The 21,305-nt window shown below is 65.1% G+C and carries 23 protein-coding genes, 1 tRNA gene, 1 other RNA gene and 1 riboswitch; of the genes, 9 read left to right on the top strand and 16 right to left on the bottom strand.

Features of this window, described 5'->3' with window-relative positions; genetic code table 11:
* Positions 1-3: 3 nt before the first annotated feature.
* From JI664_RS22280 to JI664_RS22225, 12 genes are all read right to left on the bottom strand, one after another.
* Positions 4-81: hammerhead ribozyme type II (locus JI664_RS22280), an RNA gene on the bottom strand.
* Entirely contained in the window at positions 81-353 is a 273-nt protein-coding gene (locus JI664_RS22275) for an HU family DNA-binding protein (protein WP_207015988.1), read from the bottom strand. The genes JI664_RS22280 and JI664_RS22275 overlap by 1 nt, the downstream gene beginning before the upstream one ends.
* Positions 354-409: 56 nt before the next feature.
* Positions 410-829: a hypothetical protein gene (locus JI664_RS22270; RefSeq protein WP_207015987.1), complete on the bottom strand. Its 420-nt coding sequence runs from the start codon at positions 827-829 to the stop codon at positions 410-412.
* Entirely contained in the window at positions 804-1,001 is a 198-nt protein-coding gene (locus JI664_RS22265; RefSeq protein WP_207015986.1) for a hypothetical protein, read from the bottom strand. Before JI664_RS22265 ends, JI664_RS22270 begins: the two co-directional genes overlap by 26 nt.
* A 4-nt stretch (positions 1,002-1,005) precedes the next feature.
* Entirely contained in the window at positions 1,006-1,656 is a 651-nt protein-coding gene (locus JI664_RS22260) for a DUF3164 family protein (RefSeq protein ID WP_207015985.1), read from the bottom strand.
* Positions 1,649-1,855: a hypothetical protein gene (locus JI664_RS22255; RefSeq protein WP_207015984.1), complete on the bottom strand. Its 207-nt coding sequence runs from the start codon at positions 1,853-1,855 to the stop codon at positions 1,649-1,651. The genes JI664_RS22260 and JI664_RS22255 overlap by 8 nt, the downstream gene beginning before the upstream one ends.
* Positions 1,852-2,220: a hypothetical protein gene (locus JI664_RS22250; protein WP_207015983.1), complete on the bottom strand. Its 369-nt coding sequence runs from the start codon at positions 2,218-2,220 to the stop codon at positions 1,852-1,854. Before JI664_RS22250 ends, JI664_RS22255 begins: the two co-directional genes overlap by 4 nt.
* Entirely contained in the window at positions 2,217-2,789 is a 573-nt protein-coding gene (locus tag JI664_RS22245; RefSeq protein WP_207015982.1) for a hypothetical protein, read from the bottom strand. Before JI664_RS22245 ends, JI664_RS22250 begins: the two co-directional genes overlap by 4 nt.
* Positions 2,789-3,535: an AAA family ATPase gene (locus tag JI664_RS22240; RefSeq protein ID WP_207015981.1), complete on the bottom strand. Its 747-nt coding sequence runs from the start codon at positions 3,533-3,535 to the stop codon at positions 2,789-2,791. Before JI664_RS22240 ends, JI664_RS22245 begins: the two co-directional genes overlap by 1 nt.
* A 54-nt stretch (positions 3,536-3,589) precedes the next feature.
* A complete protein-coding gene (locus JI664_RS22235) occupies positions 3,590-5,707 on the bottom strand; it encodes a transposase domain-containing protein (RefSeq protein ID WP_207015980.1) in 2,118 nt (705 codons plus the stop codon).
* Positions 5,704-6,528 (bottom strand): ParB N-terminal domain-containing protein, encoded by an 825-nt coding sequence (locus JI664_RS22230; RefSeq protein ID WP_207015979.1) that lies wholly within the window; start codon positions 6,526-6,528, stop codon positions 5,704-5,706. Before JI664_RS22230 ends, JI664_RS22235 begins: the two co-directional genes overlap by 4 nt.
* 758 nt (positions 6,529-7,286) lie before the next feature.
* Complete coding sequence (locus JI664_RS22225; protein WP_207015978.1) at positions 7,287-7,535, bottom strand: hypothetical protein; 249 nt, start codon at positions 7,533-7,535, stop codon at positions 7,287-7,289.
* A gap of 118 nt (positions 7,536-7,653) precedes the next feature.
* Between JI664_RS22225 and JI664_RS22220 the strand changes: the two genes are divergently transcribed.
* Both JI664_RS22220 and JI664_RS22215 read left to right on the top strand, forming a co-directional pair.
* Entirely contained in the window at positions 7,654-8,340 is a 687-nt protein-coding gene (locus JI664_RS22220) for a LexA family transcriptional regulator (RefSeq protein WP_207015977.1), read from the top strand.
* A gap of 37 nt (positions 8,341-8,377) precedes the next feature.
* Positions 8,378-8,908 (top strand): YbjQ family protein, encoded by a 531-nt coding sequence (locus tag JI664_RS22215; protein ID WP_286174239.1) that lies wholly within the window; start codon positions 8,378-8,380, stop codon positions 8,906-8,908.
* 869 nt (positions 8,909-9,777) lie between these two features.
* Here JI664_RS22215 and JI664_RS22210 read toward each other — a convergent pair.
* A tRNA-Ser gene (locus JI664_RS22210) sits at positions 9,778-9,867 on the bottom strand.
* 347 nt (positions 9,868-10,214) lie between these two features.
* Between JI664_RS22210 and JI664_RS22205 the strand changes: the two genes are divergently transcribed.
* Positions 10,215-11,708, top strand: a complete 1,494-nt coding sequence (locus JI664_RS22205) for a Do family serine endopeptidase (RefSeq protein WP_207015976.1) — start codon at positions 10,215-10,217, stop codon at positions 11,706-11,708.
* Between the two features lie 74 nt (positions 11,709-11,782).
* On the opposite strand, the gene JI664_RS22200 is transcribed toward JI664_RS22205, so the two are convergent.
* Positions 11,783-12,580, bottom strand: a complete 798-nt coding sequence (locus tag JI664_RS22200) for an endonuclease/exonuclease/phosphatase family protein (protein WP_207015975.1) — start codon at positions 12,578-12,580, stop codon at positions 11,783-11,785.
* Positions 12,580-13,140, bottom strand: a complete 561-nt coding sequence (locus JI664_RS22195; protein WP_207015974.1) for a gamma-glutamylcyclotransferase family protein — start codon at positions 13,138-13,140, stop codon at positions 12,580-12,582. The genes JI664_RS22200 and JI664_RS22195 overlap by 1 nt, the downstream gene beginning before the upstream one ends.
* Before the next feature lie 142 nt (positions 13,141-13,282).
* Positions 13,283-13,374: riboswitch (glycine riboswitch) on the top strand.
* Between the two features lie 142 nt (positions 13,375-13,516).
* Here JI664_RS22195 and gcvT point away from each other — a divergent pair.
* The 5 genes from gcvT to JI664_RS22170 all read left to right on the top strand — a co-directional run bounded on the left by gcvT (position 13,517) and on the right by JI664_RS22170 (position 19,178).
* Positions 13,517-14,605 (top strand): glycine cleavage system aminomethyltransferase GcvT, encoded by a 1,089-nt coding sequence (gcvT, locus tag JI664_RS22190; protein ID WP_207015973.1) that lies wholly within the window; start codon positions 13,517-13,519, stop codon positions 14,603-14,605.
* Positions 14,606-14,615: 10 nt separating this feature from the next.
* On the top strand, positions 14,616-14,975 hold the full coding sequence (gene gcvH, locus JI664_RS22185) for a glycine cleavage system protein GcvH (RefSeq protein WP_109532749.1): 360 nt from the start codon (positions 14,616-14,618) through the stop codon (positions 14,973-14,975).
* A gap of 18 nt (positions 14,976-14,993) precedes the next feature.
* On the top strand, positions 14,994-15,344 hold the full coding sequence (locus JI664_RS22180; RefSeq protein WP_207015972.1) for a VOC family protein: 351 nt from the start codon (positions 14,994-14,996) through the stop codon (positions 15,342-15,344).
* 109 nt (positions 15,345-15,453) lie between these two features.
* Entirely contained in the window at positions 15,454-18,294 is a 2,841-nt protein-coding gene (gene gcvP / locus JI664_RS22175; protein WP_207015971.1) for an aminomethyl-transferring glycine dehydrogenase, read from the top strand.
* On the top strand, positions 18,291-19,178 hold the full coding sequence (locus tag JI664_RS22170) for a ketopantoate reductase family protein (protein ID WP_207015970.1): 888 nt from the start codon (positions 18,291-18,293) through the stop codon (positions 19,176-19,178). Before gcvP ends, JI664_RS22170 begins: the two co-directional genes overlap by 4 nt.
* Here the strand turns inward: JI664_RS22170 and JI664_RS22165 are convergent.
* A complete protein-coding gene (locus JI664_RS22165; protein WP_207015969.1) occupies positions 19,175-19,915 on the bottom strand; it encodes an SDR family oxidoreductase in 741 nt (246 codons plus the stop codon). The genes JI664_RS22170 and JI664_RS22165 overlap by 4 nt on opposite strands.
* A gap of 154 nt (positions 19,916-20,069) precedes the next feature.
* On the opposite strand from JI664_RS22165, the gene JI664_RS22160 reads away from it, so the two are divergent.
* Positions 20,070-21,098 (top strand): LLM class flavin-dependent oxidoreductase, encoded by a 1,029-nt coding sequence (locus JI664_RS22160; protein WP_207015968.1) that lies wholly within the window; start codon positions 20,070-20,072, stop codon positions 21,096-21,098.
* Positions 21,099-21,305: the final 207 nt, after the last annotated feature.

Genomic DNA, 21,305 nt, shown 5'->3' with positions numbered 1-21,305 from the left:
ATCCTCCGGCTGCTCATCAGGACCGCGCCACCACGCCCGGCCGACCGCGCGAGCCCGGTTGAGGGCTCGCGGGTTTCGCATCAGGATGTTGCCTTGGACGGCTTGAAGCCGAGGACCGCCTTTGCGGGGATATCGACGGGCGCTCCGGTGCGAGGATTGCGTCCGGCCCGCGCGGCCCGCATCTTCTGCGTGAAGCGGCCCACGCCGGGCAGAACGACCGTGCGGCCTGCCTCGGTTTCGGTGTGGACGGCATTCGCGAGCTCCTGGAGCACCGCCTCGACGCTGGCGCGCGAGAGTTCCGTCCGGGCCGCGATGTCTGCGACGAGGTCGGTCTTTCCGTAGATCTTGGACATAGGTCTTCCTTTCAGGGTTGGGGGGATGTCCGCCGAGTAGTGCCAGTTTCCGCGTGTCAGCCTTTGGGCTTCGGTTTTTGCGTCAGAGGTCTAAGCTCGGTGGTTCGTTGAACGCACCCTCGGCCGGAGGATGCGAACATCGTGACGAAGCCATCTGCCTCGACGGCGCCGGCGACAGGGACTTCGGTGAGCGGAGTGATTGGCGGGGCGCCGTGATCGGCGAGAATGCGCGAGCGCATTTCGCTTTTGAGTTTCCCCTCGATCGCCACAGCCGCGTGGGCGGCCAGTTCCACGATCGACAACATGAAGTCTCGCCCGTCCACCGAGAGGACCATTGCCTCACCGCCGGCAGAGGTCCGAACTCGGCAGGGGCGCCCGATGATCTGAAACTGCGTGAAGTCGTGCAGAATTCGAGGGCCGGGCTTGCCCGTCATCTCGACGAGGGGGGCTTCAAGCATGGCGATCGGGCGGGACATTGCTTTGCTCCTTGGTCTGGTCGGTCAAATGCCTCAGGGCGTTCGTGATGGCGCGCCAGGCGCTGTCCAAATCGAGTGTCTGAGTGTTGCGTTCTTGGCGGAGGATCTCGGCGGCAAGCACGGCAGTGCCTTCATCGACAGAAATCGTTAAGCGTTCCGTCTGGCGCGCCATGGGATCAGGCCTTCGCCAGGTCGATGGTGACGGCCTGCCACGGGGCCTCGGGCGTCTCGCGGCGGTAGAGGCGGACATAGGTCTTCGAGCCGACCACCCGCATCGCGTCCCGGATCGCGCGCATCGCCTCTTTCCAGCGCGCGTCCTCGATCTCGAGCCGCAGCAGCATGAAGATCTCCGAGCGGTTGATCTGGCCCGCCTTGTCGGTGTTGAAGGCCCGCGTGACGATGGCGCGGATCTCGGCCCGGGCCTCGGCCGCCCATTCGTTCAGGCACTCGTCGACCAGTTCCTTGGCGATCTGCAGCTGCGGACCGAAGTCGATATGATCGGCGACCTGCACCGTCACCTTCCAGAGCCCGTCGAAAGAGAGGAAGGTCTTGTTGCCCTTCGCGCCGCCCTTGGTCGCGCCGTATTCCTGAGCCAGCACGGCCTCGAAGTCGCCGAGATCAGCGAAGGTGTTGCCCTTGAAGCGCGCGACCTGCTCGGACAGCGCCACGCCATAGCCCGCGATCTTGCGCACCGTCTCGTCTTCGAGAAGGGCGGCGGCCTCGATCAGCTCGACCGGGACCAGCTTGCCCTTGGCGTCGGGCATGTAATCCTTGCCCGCGACCGAGACGCGGCCATCGGGAATGGGAAGGGGACGATGCTCAGACATCGGTGTTTCCTTTCAGGGTTTCAGAGATGTGGTTGATGTTCGCGAGCGGCACGTGCAGCGCGACCAGGGCCGTTAGGGCGCAAACCTCGTCGCAGGTAACGAGCGTGGCGCCGCGTTCGCCCAGAAGGTCGACCTTGTGGACCGCGCTGGACGCGAGCTGCAGCATCTCGGCTTGGGTCCACCGACAGGGCGTTTTCATGCCTTGTTCCCCATGCCGCGCGGGCAGCGGCGGCACGCCCGGTACATCCGGACACGCTCGCTGTTCTCATTCGTGTAGGCACGCGCGGACTGGATCCAGCGGCGGCATTCGGCGACGGAAATCTCGCCCAGGGCCGGGCACAGCGTCGTAGCGCGCATATACGTGCCGCGAACCAGATCCTCGACCGCGCCCATGTCGCCCGGATACTTCTTGCGCAAGACATTCGAGACGAGCGCGGCCGAGCGGCCGAGCTTGGTGGCGACCTTGCTCTGACTGCTCAAGGCGCACTCTTCCGCCAGACGGAGCACCCAATCCGGGGCTTCGGCCCCCCAACTGGCGCGGGCGGTTGCAACGGGGTCGCTCATTTACGCCCCCCCGGCACGAAGATCTCGCGGGTGTTGGGGTCAAAGACCTGTTTTACGCGCTGGATTTGCGGCGGCTTCGGACCGTTGTTGCGAAGGAGCCGGTACCGGGCGATGCGGCCCTTAACCGGATCCGCTTTCTGCAGCACCCTCAGGTACCCCGTCGAAAGCAGCATCTTGCAATAGGCCCTCGCGGTGTCCTCCGAGATCTGGATCGACGCCGTCTCGATAAGGTCCCTGAAGGTAAAATCCTTCAGCATGTACATGCCGCGCCAGAGCTGCTCCGTCGTGGAGCCCTGCCTGACAGCCGTGCCGTCGGGACGGACGCGGGGCGCCTCGTGACCAACGTCGCGGGTGAGCGTCCAGCGGACGGGAACGCCCTCTTCGTCAGGAAGCCGCGAAAGATATCCTGCGGCCTCCAAACCCTTGCAGTAATCGCGCACGGTCTTGTCATTGGCCTTAGCCGCAAGAGCGATCTCGCTGACGGCGAAGGCACGGCCTGCCTGCGCGCGGATCGTGGACCAGATCACCTCGCGGCCGGGAGCGGCGCGGTCAACACGTTGGCGCGCCATCACAGCATCCTCCGGGGGGTCGGGGCCTCACCGCTGAAAAACGTGATCTTCTTGGCTTCGGCCAAGGTGATCCGTTTTGCGCCAGTGGACAGCGAATATTCCGCAATTTGGCGCAGGTTCACGACGATGCGGCGCGCGCGCGCCTGCGACTTCTGCAACACCAGCTGCTGAACATCCGGTTCGATCTCGATGCCCGGGCATTTCATGCGAGCGAGCAGACCGACCTCGCGGATGTCGGCGGGCTGGGCCGCGACCCAATCCAGCATCCGGTTGTGCACCCGCTCCCACTTGCGCAGTGTTTGCGGCAGGTTCTCTTCGCCGATCAGGATCACTGTGCCCTGAGAACTCTCGTAGATATCCCGGATGACGCCGATCATGCCGTCTTTTGCGACAAGGTCCGCCTCGTCGATCAGCAGCGGCCGCTCGGAGCGGCTGAGCTGGTCGCCGATCTGCTCGACCATGTCGCCGATGGTCCGCGCCGGCGCGATGCCCATCGAGCGCAGGATCATCTCCGCGAACTTCTTGCGCGACCAGGTCGATTTCACCTCGACCCAATAGGCGCGCGTTTCCTGCGCGTTCCAAACCGCCGCCTTGGTTTTCCCATAGCCTGACGGCCCGAAAAAACAGGCGAGCCCGGGAAGATCGTAATCGCGGTTCTGCACCCTGTTGATCAGGGCGTTCAGAAGCATGACGTTGCGCAGGGGCGCGACGTTGCCGACCGCATGGGTGTTTGCTGCTCCGTCCATTCCTCACTCCTTAATTCGTCATGCCGTCGGGCGCCGCAGCGCCCGCGCGGCTTGTCACAGGATCGCCTCGGCGCCGTGCCGCTCGAACATGAGCCGGCGGGCGCGGTACTCGGGCAGGCGCTGCATGCGCGCCCAGAAAGCGGCGTCCTCTTCGGAAACCGGCTCGCCGGCTTCCGAGCGGCGCTCGATATCGAGCGCGCGCCAAAACTGCGCGACCGGGTCGTGCTCCGGTTTCGCGGGTTCGGGCTGCGACCTGTTAAAGGGCGCGTTAAAGACGTTGAGCCGCTCCTCGTCGGAGGTGTCAGGCACCGGCAGAGGGCGCTCCAGAAGCGGTTTCCGGCGATGGCGGGCGTCGAGTTCGACAACCTTCGCCTCGACGAGCGGTGCTTCGGCGCGTTGCGCCTCCTTGAGTTCCTCCGCCCATTGATCGACGGAAACAGGCCGGTGCATGTCGAGCACCTTCTTGACCGCCGCGCGTTGCTGACGCTTGAGGCGGGCGGCATTCTTGGCACCGACCAAATCGAAGAAACCGACCTTCTCGCGGCACTCCGCGAAGCCCATGAACTCACCGGAACGGGCGTAGATGAAGAGGCCCGCGTGCAGGTTCTCGGGGTCAAAGCGGGCGACGACTTCCTCGCCTACATGCTCGTTCATCCAGTCGGCCCAATAGCTGTTTTCGAACAGCTGGAAGGCCCCGTGATGCTTGTGCAGCTTGCGCTCTTCCTGACCCATCAGCCAAAGACGATGCTGCTCGGCGGTTGCCTTGCGAACCTGTCCACGCGCATAGCTTTCCGCGAACGTGTCGTCGAAGCTGCGGCCTTTGGCCGTGGGGGTGAGGCGCCCTTGACGGGCGTTGTGCTCTTTGACGCAGAGATCGACCACGTCGAGCAGGTCCGCGAGGGGAATGGCGCGGCTGCCGTAGTCCTCGGGTTTTGCATCCGGTCGATTGCCGACATAGGCGCCAGAGAAAGCAGGGTGGCGGGCTATGTCGTCGGCGAAATCGCGGAAGCTACGCTCGATCGGTTTTGCCTGCCCGTGCCCGGGGGTCGCCCAATGGACCTTTATTCCCATCTGAGGAAGGATGCCGAGGACATCGTCGTCGCGCACCTTGAAGCGGAACCGCGTGGGAACGCCCCCCGTCAACCACTTGTTGGCGAATTCGCGTCCGTTGTCGAAGAGGCAGTGCTTCGGGATGCCCCAGGTCTCGACCAGCTCGCCGAGGGCTGACGCCACCGCCACCTTGTTGGGATCAAGGTCGATCTTCCACGACAGAACCTTGTTCGAATAGAGATCAGTGAAGGCCACAATCTGAACCCTGACCGGCTTCTCGATCTCGGGCCATTGCACGAACACGTCGAGCTTGTGACAGTCGGCAACGACCCCCTCCATCGCGGCGAGCGTAGACCGATCGCGGATCTGGGGCGGGAAGCACCGGGCAAGTCCGCGTTCGCCTTCTCGGGCGTGGACCAGAACGACGCGTGGCACGTTCTCGTCAAACCAACGAAGGGTGGTTCGGTATTCGAGATAGGCGAGATCGTGTTGCTGGCACCAATTGACGACGCGGCGGTGGACCGAACGCAGGCTCGGGCCGGCAAGACGCAAGTAATCGGCGCGCATGCGGTCCAGGAACTCCTGGCTGCACACGGCGCGCTCGCGCTTGGGAGAAGCGGCGCGATGCCGAGGCGCGAGATAAGCAAGGCGGTCAGATACGTCTTGGCCTTCGATCATCCCGAGCCAGTTCCAGATGGACCGCGCGGAGACACCGCATTGCGCCGCGACCGTCTCGACCGCGAGGTTCTTGCCCATTGGCGCTTCCAGCGCTTCCACCTTCTGGATCACTTCGAGACGCTCGCGCGCCTTGGCCTTCACCCGATCCGGAAGCCCGTCGAACCATTGCCACGCGTCGCCGCGCTCCATGGTCACCGCCGTGTCGGCCTCAGGCCGAGAGCCCTTGAGCAACGCGGTCTGCGCGCGCACTGGAAGCAGCCGCCAATTGTATTCCCAGCCGCCGCCGCGCGCGGCGCGGCGACGCGCTAGCGAAGGGTCCGCGCGCCAGTCGAGCCGTCCTGCCAAGGCTTCTACGCCTTGTCGTGTTGCGGGGACGTCCGGCAGGCCGGATCCCGCCAGCTCGCGCGCGGTCCACCATGTCCGGAAGTGATCGGAGTTGCTCATTCGGCCGCGACCTCCGGGCCGAGGCTTTCACCACGGATTTCGTCGAGAAAACGGCGGCGCGCGGCGGCGCCCGAGCGCTTCCAGGCTTTCATTAGCGCCAGATACTGTTGATCGACGGCGTCCTTGACGACCGGCGCCGCATCACCCCTCTCAGCGCGGTACTGGCGTCTAGCGGTGGCAGCGTTCTTCGCCTCACCATTGGCGAGCTTTTGAACAACCTGTGCGCGCTCATCAGGAGCGCTGATCTTTCCAATCTCGCGGAGGTCGCTCACCGCGACCCTTGGAGCCTCGCGGAGGATATCAATCTCTGAAGGCTGGAGGCTCTCGACAGCCGCGATAGTCTTGTAGATGGCAGCCTTAGTGACGCCGCGTCGCTGCGCAGCGATTTCTGCAAATGGAATTTTTTCCACTTGCACGCCATGCTTTGCCAAAGCGCCCGCGACGCCTCCGGCCGTTTCGGGATGCAGGCGAAGATACGCCCGCCGCCACGCCACCATGAACACCGCATCGTCCAGCGCGTTCATACCACCCGGCAGGTTCTGCCCGGCCTCCATTAGCGCCGCTTCATCGTCGGTGCAGCTGCAGGCAACGACCGGGATCGAGTTGTGGCCCAGCCGACGCATCGCCTCAATACGGTGGGCACCGTCGATGAGCGTGAAAGCTGTCCGGGTCTTCCGAACCACGATCGGTGTCGTGAACCCGTATGCGTCGATCAGCTCGATCAGCGCCGCTACCCGGTCCTCGGCCACCGGGCGCAAGCGCTCCGTAAGAGCGATCTCTTCGATCAGCATTTCTTTGGTGGCGGGGTGAAAGGTGATCACTGGAGAGGCCCCTTAGTCATCGTGTAGAAAAACCGTCTGTGCCCTCCGATGATCTCGGAGCGGCACTCGATGAGCGCGCCGTGGTGGCGCGGCTCGGAGACGCATGCATTGACCGCCATGACCCCGGCCTTCCGCACGATCTCGCGCGTGGTGTGCGGCCGCCCGTCGGCAAGCACCGCGAGCACGCGCGTCAGGCGTGGGGACGTGAGCGAGGCCGCGTGCATCATCAGGCTCCCGACGACCTGCGCGGCTTTCGGCCGCTGGACGAACCGGCGTAGCCGTAGGAGGAAGGCGCATCGCTCCGGCCCCGGCACGAAGAGCACAGCCGGTTGTGGATCCCTTCGCTCTCGAACAACCGTCCGCAGCACATGCAGGGTCGTTCGCCGATCTTGTGTGTCTCGTTCCAGGCATCTTGCAGCGTCGCGCGAGCGATCTCTGCGTTCTCGGCTGTATCGGGTTGGGTAACTGCCAAGCCCTCAGGATCGTAAACAATGTGGCCTTTGCCCGGCAGGACCTCTACGCGGAAACGCGCAAAGCGAGGGGCGGGGAGGTTCCAATCCTTCATTGCAACACCGCCCCGGCGACGAGGGCCAACCAAAGTCCGGCGAAGATACAAAAAGCGCCGATCAGATCCCCGAGCCAGTGATCGTCGAGCGCGCGGAGCGCTCTAAGTACACGGCCCATGAGCGACCTCGACCTGCCGTCGGAACGGCCTATAGGACGAAGCGAAGAAACAGTTCTGGTTCCACCCGATCTGCTCATGCCGCCTTCTCCTTCGTGCTTTTGGCGGGGCGGGCGATCTCGCGCGGCCACTCCAGGTCTTCGGGCCAGATGTCCGAGAAAGCCTTCAACGCCTTGTTGAATGTGTCGACACGACATCCCTCGCCCGCGCGGAGACGGTTGAAGAGGCGCGCGTGAACGCCGCACCACTTCGCAACCGTCATGTCAGACCGGCCGACGTGGCTCCCAAGAAGGGTGGCGAGGGTGAGGAGGTGTGTGTACTGCATGCTCCCTATAATGCAGATTTGCATTGCTTTGGCAATACTTATTTGCACCAAACAGGAAACAGACTGTGTGAATTCACATTGACTTGTGGATTCCACTTTTTGGGTGCAAATTTGCACCATGCAAAGCCCGATCCAGATCTTTCAGGCCCTAGAAGCTCGTCGACTAGAACTAGGCCTGTCCCAGGCTGAGGTTGGGGCACGGGCGTTTGGGAAACCAGATAACGCCGCCTTCCAGGCGCTGCGGAGGGGGTCGTCTCCGTCCGTCGAGAAGCTCGCGGCTCTTTGCGGCGCGGTCGGCTGGGAGTTCTACTTCGGGCCTCCACGCGAAAGTCTGGACGCAGAGTTAGCCGCAGCACGCGCCGATGAGTTCGCGCAGATCCCGGTCCACGATGCGTCTTTGGCGGCGGGCGGAGGCTTCATGAACGGTAGCGAGGACCCGGCGGGGCACCTCGCGTTCAAGCGAACTTGGCTGCGCCGAATCGGAGTATCTGCATCTGTCGCGGTGCTGGCACGGGCGGACGGGGAGAGTATGGCGCCAACCATTCATGACGGTGACATGCTTTTGATCGATCGATCGCGTTCAGAGCTGCCGACGAGGCAGCGCGACCCAAAGGACGCCAGGCGTGCACAGATATTTGCGTTCCTCGATGATGGAGCGGCGCGCGTGAAGCGCATCGAATTGGCCCCGGGCGACAGCCTTGTGCTGCTTTCCGACAACCCAGCCTTCGCGCCTGAGTTCCGACCCATTGCATCGATCTCGGTGATAGGTCGGGTGATGTGGTGGGGGCACACAAATAGCGAATAGGCTTGCACAGGTGCCTGTTCTGAGAAGAGGTGAGAAGATGAACTTTACGGCCACGTGTTCCGTTTGTGGGCAACGCCGTCTAGGCGTATCCGTCGCGGCTGATGGGACCTGTATGCAATGCCACGCTGACCGTGCGGCGGAAGCGTCACGCGCGGTGCGCGACGAGAGGCAAAGGGCTTCAGATGAAAACGCCGCGCGGGCGCAGGCGGCATTGGACGCGATTGTTCTCACAACTGAGACGGCGCATAACCTCCCCGTTGCGGAGCGGCTGGACATCGTCTCGGCGGAAGTCGTGATCGGCATGCACCTCTTCAAGGACATCGCCAGCGCGTTCAGGGACACCTTCGGCGGCCGGAGCAAGGGCATGCAAGACGGCCTCAGGGACGCTCGAAAAACGGCCCTCAACGAACTACGCTCGGAAGCGCTCGCGCTGGGAGCTGACGCGGTGGTCGGCATTGACCTGGACTACTCCGAGATTAGTGGAAGCGGAAAAAGCATGCTGTTCCTGGTGGCCTCGGGTACTGCCGTGACGCTTGTCCCTCAGAATGCGGGCGGCGGTACCGGCTGAACGCCCCGAAATCAGTTGCATGTTCCTCTGCTCTCTTAGGTTCGCGCGGCAGAGCCGAAATTACCACTTTTCAGTGGCTTACAGCCAACATGCAATTGCCTCGACAACTTGCGGCTCCATTTGCACGTTCGGATTGGCGCGCATTCGATCCGGGCGAAGCTTTCGAGAGGCTATGCCTTTGTACTCCTTAGGTGTTTGCCTGTGTTGATGCCTAGGCCGTCGCCGCCGCTCTTTGGATCAACACCGCGTTGAAGGCCCGTTTCAACGCTTTCTGCAAGACATTCCGCCCGGAGCCTTCGCCCGCGCTCTTGCCCATCTAAACCCCTGATCCTGCGAGGTTATCCGGCATCTTCCGGCATCCCCCGGGCTCTTCCGTTTTCCTGCAAGTATTCCTGTCACCTAACACTGAGGGTCTTGAGCCTGCAAACGAAGTTGTCGGTGAGGAGGCAGGAGGCGACAGTCCAGTGGACTGTCAGCGCCGACGCAAGAGGAAGTCAGCGAGGTGCGTCCGAAGCGGGCGCAGGACGGCGCGTGCCGTGAGCCGAACAGCCCCACCAGCGCCTTGCTCACGAAGCCCGTCTGGAGCGTCAGCCCGAGGTCGTCGCCCGCAGCATTCTGCGCGTTCGATCTCCGTTCCGCTCGATGGCGATGGAAACAGGGCACGCAATTTTGGCGGGGCTGCGAGTCAGGCCATTGGAAAGGCGAGGAAATTTTCGACCGAACCGGAACCGGCTCGGTTCGCCCGACCAGAGCCGGAAATCGCCGTGCTCTTGCATCTCAGCGGTTCGCACCCATTCGGCAAACCGCTTTGGAAACAGAGGAAATTCCGCCGCGGGCGGACGGCCTGAACGGGTTCGAAAGGGTGATAGTGGCGGAGACGAAGGGATTCGAACCCTCGAGACGGTTTCCCGTCTGCACCCTTAGCAGGGGTGTGCCTTCGACCACTCGGCCACGTCTCCGCCTGCGGCAATAACCGGGAATGCGGGGCGGGTACAAGAGGAAATCCGCCCGAAAAGGTCCGAAGCGGGATGCACCGCGCGGAGTATGGAATGGCGGGCATGTCGCGGCGGTCTGACCGCCTGCGCGCGCCGGTGTGGCTGCCCGGACAGGGCCGTCCTTCGGCCCGAAAGACGAGAGCCGGGCGGGGGCGGTCTTTTACACGGGTCTGCGCACGAGAAATTAACGCGATATTCACCTTCGCTTGAAAATGCTCGGACTATGTTTGCACGGCGCGCCAATGGTCATAAGTTCGGGCATGCTCCGGGGTGAGAGGCTCCGGGAGCCACATCATCAAGGGGAAACCAACATGACGCATCTCCAGGAGAGCACCGCGCGCGCGGCGGCCCTTGCGCGCACCGCACCCGGCTGGGTCGCGCTGCAATGGCTGAACTTCCTGGGTCTGGTGGCGCTTGTGCTTGCGATGGCCCTGCCGTTGCAGGCCCAGGACCGTCCGGTCAGCTTTGCGGACCTCGCCGACCAGGTCAGCCCGGCCGTGGTGAACATCACCACGTCGACGACCGTGAGCACCAATCTCGACCAGACCATGCCGCAGCTCCCCGAAGGCGCACCCTTCGAGGATTTCTTCAACGACTTCTTCAACCGAGACGGCGGCCGCAGCCAGCCGCGCCCGCGTCAGAGCCAGGCTCTGGGGTCGGGTTTCGTGATCTCGGCCGACGGCTTCATCGTCACCAATAACCATGTGATCGAAGGCGCCGACGAGATCGAGGTCGAGTTCTTCGACGGAACGCGGCTCGATGCCGAACTGGTGGGCACCGATTCCGCCACCGACATCGCGCTTCTGAAAGTCGAAGGCGACCATGACCTGCCCTTCGTGCCGTTCGGTGATTCCGAAGCCGCCCGTGTGGGCGACTGGGTGCTGGCCGTGGGCAACCCGCTGGGTCAGGGCTTCTCGGTTTCGGCCGGGATCATCTCGGCCCGGGGCCGCGCGCTGCAGGGCAATTACGACGACTTCATCCAGACCGATGCCGCTATCAACCGCGGCAACTCGGGCGGGCCGCTGTTCAATATGGGCGGCGAGGTGATCGGCGTGAACACCGCGATCCTGTCGCCCAATGGCGGTTCGATCGGTATCGGTTTCGCGATGTCCTCGCATGTCGTGGAGCGCGTGGTCTACCAGCTTCGTGAATACGGCGAGACGCGCCGTGGCTGGCTGGGCGTGCGCATTCAGGACGTCACCGCCGACGTCGCCGAGGCGCTGGGTCTTCCGGCCGTCGAAGGCGCGCTTGTGACCGAGGTCATGGACGGACCGTCGCGGGCGGCGGGCGTCGAATCGGGTGACGTGATCGTCAGCTTCGATGGCGGCGAAGTCTCGGATACCCGCGATCTGGTACGCCGCGTAGCGGATGCGGGCGTCGGCCGGGAAGTCGACGTGATCGTCTTCCGTGACGGCGAGCAGGAGACGCTGCAGGTCACGCTGGGCCTGCGCGATGAAGAGCGTCTGGTTCCGGCTTCGGGCAGCAACCAGAGCGAACAGCCCGATGCGGGCAGCCAGATCCTGGGTCTCGACGTGGTGGCGCTGACCCCCGAGATGCGCAACGACATGGGCCTCGACGCGGGCGTCAACGGTCTGGTCGTCCGCGCGGTCGAACCGGGTTCGGATGCCGAAGCCAAGGGCCTGCGCGCAGGCGACGTCATCACCGAAGCCGGGCAGGCGCCCGTCTCATCGGCCGATGATCTGCGCACGGCGCTGGAAGGGGCACGCGATGCCGGACGCCGGTCACTGCTGTTGATGGTCCGTTCGGGCGGCGACCCGCGCTTCGTGGCGCTGTCGATCGAATAACAGCCCGTCAGAGGCGATCCCTCGTAACCTTGAACCGGGCGTTCGCGCCCGGTTTTTTCTTTGCTACGACCGCGTCAGAATTCCAGGATCAGCGGGCAATGGTCGCTGATTTCGGGCTGGTAGAGGACGTCGAAACGGCGGACCCGGATCTCGTCGCTGACCAGCAGGTAATCCGCGAAGCGACCGGGCTTCGTGTAGCGCGCGGTTCGCGTGCCGGGATAGCCGCCCTCGGTGACCAACTCGCGCAGGCCCAGCGCTTTGAGCCGTGTCAGGGTTTCGCTCTCCGGCTCGACGTTGAAATCGCCACAGACGACAAGCCCGTCGCCGGGGTCGCGCAGCGCCTCGATCAGGCCGAGCAGCCGCGCGACCTGCGCCGCGCGCTCTGGTGTGTCGGCCTTGCCCGCCGAGGGATCGCGCAGCCCGTGTATCTGCGCGACGACGACGGGTCTTCTGTCGGCCCAGACCCGGAACACATGCGCCGGGCGTGAGCGGGGATGATCGCCAAAGCCCTGTGCCGAATAGCCCTTGTGCACGAAGCCCTGCACCTGTCCGACCACCGGCACCGTGTCGCGGGTGAAGCTGGCCAGCCCCCAATGCGACGGCACCGTCTGATCGCCGTCCCACAGCACCCCGGTTGCCGCCGGGCAGAAGGTGGCACCATGCCCGGGCAGGGCCGCGCGAAGCTCATCGAGCATCCGCGCGCGCTGTGGCAGGACATGCGCGCCGTCGCGGTATTCCAGCCAGTCCTGCGCGGCCCCGGGCGTGTGAATGACCTCTTGCAGGCAGAAGATATCCGCCGTCTCGGCCCGCAGCCACGGGATCAGGGCGTCGTGCAGCGTGCCGCCCCAGGCGTTGAGGCAGACGAGCCGCATCAGATCACCCGCACACCGTATTCCGACATCCGCGCATCGACGAAGGCGGTTTCCGCCCCGGTCAGCACCTGCGCGCGCGGGTATCGGGGCGCGGCGCGGTCATCCAGAACCGGCGTGTCCCAGCCGTCGGTCGTGGCAAAGAATTCATGCGCGCCGGCCTCGCCGAATTCGCGCAGATAGCCCTGCACCACGACGTCGAGATAGCTGAGCAGGATGGGTGCGGGATCGTCCTGCACCACCATCGTCACAACCGGCACCGCATAGACCTGCGCCGCCACGGGCGCGTCGCCCTCGACCACCAGCCCCGAGGGGATCGCGTGGCGATCATAGCCCTCTTCGCGCAGATCAAGCGCCGCCCAGTCGCCGCCGGGCACATGCGCGACCAGCCCGTCGATGGTCGATCCTTCGTCGCGAACGCCGGTCAGGAAGGGCGTCACCCGCCCCTGCGTGTGCTTCCACGCGCGGCGCCAGCCGCTCAGCCGGGCGCGATAGGCCGGGGTGTAGATATGCGTCTGCCGGTTCACCAGCGAGCCATAGCCAAAGAAGAAAGGTTCGGACAAAGGGCGGCCTTTTGTTACAGGGGACGGAGTGTCGCGCGACGGATCCCCCAAGGGATGCCCGCTCGGGCCCCGGGGCGCAAGGCCCGCGACCGGCATCGCGCGATGGGACTTGCCAGCGGCGCATCCGGCTTGCTATCGACAGGGGGTGATGACGGGAGAATCCGGCCCCCGGGCCGGTGCCGAAGGAGCAACCGCCCCGGTAAACTCTCAGGCGCCAAGGACCGTGATCGCACTGGAACTCTGGAGAGTGGCGCAAACGCGCCCGCCGAAGGGATAACGATCTCAGGCGCCCGGACGGGCACGGACAGAGGGGGCACCATGGGCGCGGTCAGCGCCCGATCTGGTGCCGGTCATCCGACCGGAGGGGAAGGACGGAATGACCGATCTGCAACGCACATGTCTTCATGACCTGCATGTCGAACTGGGCGCCCGCATGGTGCCCTTCGCGGGCTACGAGATGCCGGTGCAATACCCGATGGGCGTGATGGGCGAGCATCAGCATACCCGCGCGCAGGCCGGGCTGTTCGATGTCTCGCATATGGGGCAGGTGATCCTGCGCGCCCCGGCGGAGGCGCTCGAGGCTCTGGTGCCCATGGATATCGCCGGTCTGGCCGAGGGGCGCCAGCGCTATGCGTTTTTCACCGATGATAGCGGCGGCATCCTTGATGATCTGATGGTCGCGAACCGGGGCGACCACCTGTTTCTGGTGGTCAATGCCGCGTGCAAGGACGCCGACATCGCCCATCTGCGCGCCCATCTGGACGGGGTCGAGCCGATCACCGACCGCGCGCTTCTGGCCCTGCAGGGGCCGATGGCGGAAAAAGCCCTTGCGCGGCTGGTGCCGGGCGTGACCGAGATGCGCTTCATGGATGTGCGCAGCCTCGACTGGGACGGAACCGGGCTTTGGATCTCGCGCTCGGGCTATACCGGCGAGGACGGGTTCGAAATCTCGCTGCCGGAACCCCGGGCCGAGGCTTTCGCCCGCGCCCTGCTGGCCATGGACGAGGTCGCGCCGATCGGCCTTGGCGCGCGCGATTCGCTCAGGCTGGAAGCGGGGCTGTGCCTTTACGGCCATGACATCGACACCACCACCTCGCCCGTCGAGGCGGGCCTGACTTGGGCCATCCAGAAACGCCGCCGCGCCGAAGGGGGCTTTCCCGGCGCCGACCGTATCCAGCGCGAATTGTCCGACGGCCCCGACCGCCTGCGCGTGGGTCTCAGACCCGAAGGCCGCGCACCGATGCGCGAGGGGACCAAGCTTTTCGCCGCCGAGGACAGCGCAGAGCCGGTTGGCGCCATCACTTCGGGCGGCTTCGGCCCCTCGCTGCAGGCGCCCATCGCCATGGGATACCTGCCGGTGGATCTGACCAAACCCGAAACCGTCGTCTGGGCCGAGCTGCGCGGCAAACGCCTGCCTGCGCGCGTCGTGTCCCTTCCCTTCCGCCCTTCCACCTATCGCAAATGAGGCTGACGCGATGAAATACACCGAAGAACACGAATGGCTCCGCGTCGAAGGCGATCTGGTCGTCGTCGGCATCACCGAACACGCGGCCGAGCAACTGGGCGATGTCGTCTTCGTCGAACTGCCCGAACTGGAAACGCAGGTCGCCAAGGGCGACGAGATCTGCGTGATCGAGTCGGTCAAGGCCGCCTCGGACATCCTTGCGCCGCTCGATGGCGAGATCGTCGAGACGAACGAGGCGCTGATCGACAACCCCGCGCTGGTCAACGAAGACCCGACCGGCGACGCGTGGTTCTTCAAGATGAAGATCGCGGATATGGCCGAACTCGACAGCTACATGGACGAGGACGCCTACAAGGACTTCATCGGCTAAGCCCGGATCGGAAACGCCATGGCCGTCACCAGCCTTGCCCCCAACCTAGCCGCTCGCGATCCGCTGGCGCTGGCGCGCTTCTACGAGGCGGTCTTCGACCTGAAGGTCGATTTCGACATGGGCTGGATCGCCTTTCTCGGCATCCCCGGCGTGACCGGCACGCGGCTGCAACTTGCGGCCGAAGGCGGCTCGGGGACCGATCTGCCGGCCATCTCCATCGGCGTCGACGATCTCGACGCGACGTTGGAGCGGCTGAAGACCATGGGCCGGCAGCCGGTTTACGGCCCGATCACCGAACCCTGGGGCGTGCGGCGCTTCTACCTGCGCGACCCCGAGGGCAATCTGGTCAACGTGGTGACCCATGAGTGACGCCGTTCCGCCCGGCCCCGTCCGGCGTCCTCCCAGACAACCCTGAGCGCGCGCTGGCCTCGTCGCCTGCCGACCTCGCCCGCCTTGCGCAAGCACAGTGAGACCCGCCATGAGCTTCACCGAATCCGCCTACGATCCGTATGATTTCGCCAATCGCCGCCATATCGGCCCTTCGCCCGCCGAGATGGACGCGATGCTCAAAGCCGTCGGCGCGCCGAGCCTCGACGCGCTGATCGACGAGACGATCCCGCCCTCGATCCGGCAGGACAAGCCGCTGGACTGGGCGCCGTTGTCCGAAGGTGGGCTGCTGGCGCGGATGCGCGCGGTGGGGGCGAAGAACACGGTTCTGACCTCGCTCATCGGGCAGGGCTATTACGGCACCATCACGCCCCCGGCGATCCAGCGGAATATCCTTGAGAACCCCGCATGGTACACCGCCTATACCCCCTACCAGCCGGAAATCGCGCAGGGCCGTCTGGAGGCGCTGCTGAATTTCCAGACCATGGTCGCCGACCTGACCGGCCTGCCCGTCGCCAATGCCTCGCTTCTAGACGAAGCAACGGCGGCAGCCGAAGCGATGGTCATGGCCCAGCGGGTCGCCAAGTCGAAGGCCAAGGGCTTTTTCGTCGATGCCAATTGCCACCCGCAGACCGTCGCCGTCATCAAGACCCGCGCGGCGCCGCTGGGCATCTCGGTCATCGTGGGCGAGCCTGAAACGCTCGAACCTGCCGTCGTCTTCGGTGCGCTGTTCCAGTATCCCGGCACCTATGGCCATGTGCGCGATTTCACCGATGACATCGCCGCGCTGCACGCCCACAAGGCCATCGCCATCGTCGCCACCGACCTGCTGGCCTTGTGCATGATCAAGGAGCCCGGCGCGATGGGGGCCGATATCGCCGTCGGTTCTGCCCAACGCTTTGGCGTGCCGCTGGGCTATGGCGGGCCCCATGCCGCGTTCCTGTCCTGCGCGGACGCCCATAAGCGGCAGATGCCCGGGCGTCTGGTCGGCGTGTCGGTCGATGCGCGGGGCAACAAGGCCTACCGTCTGGCCCTGCAAACCCGCGAACAGCATATCCGGCGCGAGAAGGCCACCTCGAACGTCTGCACCGCGCAGGCGCTGCTGGCGGTCATGGCGTCGATGTACGCGGTCTTCCACGGCCCCACTGGCCTGCGCGCCATCGCCGAGCGGGTGCATTTCATGACCGAACGGCTGGCCCGCGCGCTGAAAGCCGCCGGCGCCGAGGTCGAGCCCGAGGCCTTCTTCGACACGATCACCGTCGAGGTCGGCGTAGGTCAGGCCGGGATCCTTGCGGCCGCGCGTCAAGAGGGGCTCAACTTCCGCAAGATCGGCACCCGCCATGTCGGTATCGCGCTGGATGAGACCACGGATGAAAACGTCCTTTACCGCGTGCTGAAGGCCTTCGGCATCGACGGCGTGCCGCCGCACCGCGCCAAGCTGGGCTTTCCTGCCGCGATGGCGCGCGAGAGCGATTATCTTACCCACCCGATCTTCCATATGAACCGCGCTGAAAGCGAGATGATGCGCTACATGCGCCGTCTGTCGGACCGCGATCTTGCGCTGGACCGGGCGATGATCCCGCTGGGGTCGTGCACGATGAAGCTGAACGCCGCAGCCGAGATGATGCCGATCAGCTGGCCCGATTTCGCAGCCCTGCACCCGTTCTGCCCGCCCGATCAGGCGGCGGGCTATGCCGAGGTGATCGAGGATCTCAGCGCCAAGTTGTGTGAGATCACCGGCTATGATGCGATGTCCATGCAGCCCAATTCCGGCGCGCAGGGGGAATATGCGGGTCTGCTGACGATACAGGCCTATCACCGCGCCAATGGCCAGCCCGAGCGCGACATCTGCCTGATCCCGATGTCGGCGCATGGCACGAACCCGGCTTCGGCCCAGATGGCGGGAATGCAGGTGGTGGTGGTCAAATCCGCCCCCAACGGCGATATCGACACCGAGGATTTCCGAGACAAGGCGGCGGCCGCCGGGGACCGGCTGGCCGCCTGCATGATCACCTATCCCTCGACCCACGGCGTGTTCGAGGAAACCGTGCGCGAGGTCTGCAAGATCACCCATGACCATGGCGGGCAGGTCTATATCGACGGCGCCAACATGAACGCCATGGTGGGCCTTGTGAAACCGGGTGAGATCGGCGGCGATGTCAGCCACCTGAACCTGCACAAGACCTTCGCCATTCCCCATGGCGGCGGCGGTCCCGGCATGGGCCCGATCGGCGTGAAGGCGCATCTGGCCCCGCATCTGCCCGGCCACCCCGAAACCGGAGGTGCCGAGGGCCCGGTTTCCGCAGCCCCTTATGGCAGCGCGTCCATTCTGCTGATCTCATGGGCCTATTGCCTGATGATGGGCGGGCCGGGCCTGACGCAGGCGACGCGCGTGGCGATCCTGAACGCCAATTACATCGCCGCCCGGCTGCACGGCGCCTATAACGTGCTGTTCATGGGCAACAAGGGCCGCGTGGCGCATGAATGCATCCTCGACACCCGCCCCTTCGCCGAAGCAGGCGTCACGGTCGAGGACATCGCCAAGCGCCTGATCGACAACGGTTTCCACGCGCCCACGATGAGCTGGCCGGTGGCGGGCACGCTGATGGTCGAACCGACGGAATCCGAAACCAAGGCCGAGATCGACCGCTTCGTGAACGCCCTGCTTGCGATCCGTGACGAGATCAAGGCCGTCGAGGCCGGCGAGATCACGGCCGAGGACAGCCCTCTCAGGCACGCGCCCCACACGGTCGAAGACCTCGTCGCCGACTGGGACCGCGCCTATTCGCGCGAACAGGGGTGCTTCCCGCCGGGCAGCTTCCGCGTCGACAAATACTGGCCGCCGGTGGGCCGCGTCGATAACGTCTACGGCGACCGCAACCTGTTCTGCGTCTGCCCGCCGCTCTCCGATTATCAGGAGGCCGCCGAATGACCATTGCCGTTTTCGGCGCGGGCGCCGTGGGCTGCTATTTCGGTGCGCTGCTGGCGCAGGCGGGCGAGGATGTCGTCCTGATCGGGCGCCAGACGCTTGTGGACGCGATGAGCTTTCGCGGCCTGCAGCTGGAAAAGGATGGCCGGATCGAGCAGGTCGCGGTCCGTGCGAGCACTGATCCCGCCGCCATCGCGGGGGCCGATCTGGTGCTGGTCTGCGTGAAATCCCCTGACACGCAGGCGGCGGCGCAGGCGATGAAACCGCATCTTTCCGCCGATGCCACCGTGCTCAGCCTGCAGAACGGCATCGGCAATGCGGACCTGCTGAGCGCCGAGCTGGACCGCAAGGTAATCCCCGCCGTGGTCTATGTTGCTGTCGGCATGGCCGGTCCGGGCCATGTCCAGCACAAGGGTCGTGGCGAGCTGGTGCTGGGCGAAGGCCCCGGCACGGATGCCGCCGCGACACGGCTCAGCGCCGCGAAGATCCCGACCGAGGTCTCGGATCAGGCCGAAACTGCGCTCTGGACCAAGCTGACGCTCAATTGCGCGGTCAACGCGATCTCGGCCCTGACGCGCCAGCCCTACGGCGTGATCGCCCGGCGCCCCGAGGCCGAAGCGACCTTCGCCACCCTTGTTGCGGAATGCCGCGCGGTGGCGCAGGCCAGCGGTATCGCCCTGCCCGACGACATGCTCAACCAGGTCATGGGCATCACCCGCTCGATGGCCGGGCAGCTCTCGTCAACCGCGCAGGACGTGATCGCGGGCAAGCCCACGGAAATCGCCATGCTCAACGGCGAAATCGCGCGCCGGGGCGCGGCTCTGGGGATCGACACGCCGCTCAACCGGGCGCTGGCGATGATGGTGGGGCTGATCGAGCCGCGCTAGATACAGCGCCCGCCATCGACCTCAAGCCCCACGCCGGTGATCAGCGCGGCCTCGTCCGAACACAGGAACAGCGCGGCATTGGCCAGATCGGTGGGGGTGGAAAACCGCCCCATCGGGATCGTCGACAGGAATTTCGCGCGCTGTTCGGGCGTGTCCTCACCCAGAAAGGACGGCAGCAGCGGCGTTTCGCCCGCGACGGGGTTCAGGGCGTTCACCCGCACCCCGAACGGCGCCAGTTCGACGGCCATCGCCTTGGTCGCGGTGATCATCCAGCCCTTCGACGCATTGTACCAGTTCAGCCGGGGCCGCGGGCTGACCCCGGCGGTCGAGGCGATGTTCAGAATGGCCCCCGAGCCCTGCTCTTTCATCAGCGGCACGATGTGGCGCGCGGTCAGATAGACCGATTTCGCGTTCACCCCCAGCACGCGGTCGAACTCGGCCTCGGTCACATCCTCCAGCGCGGCGGGCTTGTGCGTGACGCCCGCGTTGTTGACCAGAATGTCGATCCGCCCGAAAGCCACCCGTGCCGCCGAGACCATCTCTGCGACGCTCTCATCCTGCGCGACATCGACCTGATGCGCCAAGCCCCCGATCTCGGCGGCAATGGCCCCGGCCCCTGCGCCGTTGATATCCGCCACCATCACCCGCGCACCTTCCTCGGCAAAACGCCGCGCGATCCCGGCCCCGAACCCCGACGCCGCTCCGGTCACGATTGCCGTCTTTCCTGCCAGTCGCATGATCCGTCCTCCCTGCCTGAAAACTGGCGGCGAGAACCGCACAGGGCAAGCGAAATTCACGTCCGCCGGTGCATCCCTGCACATCCCCCTTGCGCGCACGCGCCTTTGACCGCGCGACCGGAACCCTTATCTCTCGCTTAAACAGGAGACGATCATGAGCGAGATTTCCCTCGGCCTCGACACTTTCGGCGATATCAGCATGGGCGCCGACGGCCAGCTCAAACCCATGGACCAGGTTCTGCGCGACGTGGTCGAAGAAGCGACCTATGCCGATGAACTCGGCATCGATTTCATCGGTCTGGGCGAACACCACCGCGACGATTTTGCCATCTCGGCCCCCGAAATCGTGCTCGGCACCATTGCCGGGCGTACCAAGCGCATCAAGCTGGGCACAGCGGTGACGATCCTGTCGACCGACGATCCGGTGCGTGTGTTCCAGCGCTTCTCGACCCTCAACGCGGTCTCGAATGGCCGGGCCGAGCCGATCCTCGGGCGCGGGTCCTTTACCGAAGGCTACCCGCTCTTCGGCTTTGACATGAACCTTTATAACGAGCTGTTCGAAGAAAAGCTCGACATCTTCGCCCGCCTCCTGCGCGAGGACGAGGTCACCTGGCAGGGCCAGACCCGCGCGCCGCTGCACAAGGCCAAGGTCTACCCGCCGCTGGGCCAGCCGATGACCACGTGGGTGGGCGTGGGCGGAAGCCCGGATTCGGTCGTCCGCGTCGTGCGCCACGACCTGCAGCTGATGCTCGCGATCATCGGCGGCGACCCGCTGCGCTTCAAACCCTATGTCGATCTCTACCACCGCGCGGTCGACCAGCTGGGCATGACCGCCCGCCCGATCGGCATCCATTCGCCGGGCCTCGTGGCGAAAACCGACGAGGAAGCGCGCGAACGCCTCTGGCCGCATTACGCCGCCAATTTCGGCCGCATCGGCCGCGAACGCGGCTGGGGCCCGATGAGCAAGGACAAGTACCTCGCCGAAGTCGCGCATGGGGCGCTGGTCGTGGGTTCGCCCGAAACCGTCGCCCGCAAGATCGCCCGCGCGGTCAAGGGGCTGGGCGTGCAGCGCTTCGATCTGAAATACACCACCGGCCCCGTGCCGCACGAGCAGAACATGGAAGGCCTGAAGCTTTACGGCGAAGAGGTCATTCCGATGGTAAAGGACATGCTGGCAAGCTGAGCCCGCGCCGCGCCCGCATCGACCGCAGGGAGGGGGCTGTCTGCCCCCTCTTTGCCTGTCGGAAAATTCACCCCCGAGGATATTTATAGATTAAAGATAGGGCGTTAGCGCTTCGTTAACCACGCATCTTTAATCCCCAAATGTCCTGGGTATTCAGTCCCGGCAACTGGTGGATCGGATCGACATTGAAACTGTCTGGCTCTGAAG

Origin of the sequence: Rhodobacter sp. NTK016B (assembly GCF_017303295.1) — a bacterium.
In the GTDB taxonomy this organism is placed as follows: domain Bacteria; phylum Pseudomonadota; class Alphaproteobacteria; order Rhodobacterales; family Rhodobacteraceae; genus Pararhodobacter.
This window is presented reverse-complemented; position numbering and strand designations above follow the sequence as displayed.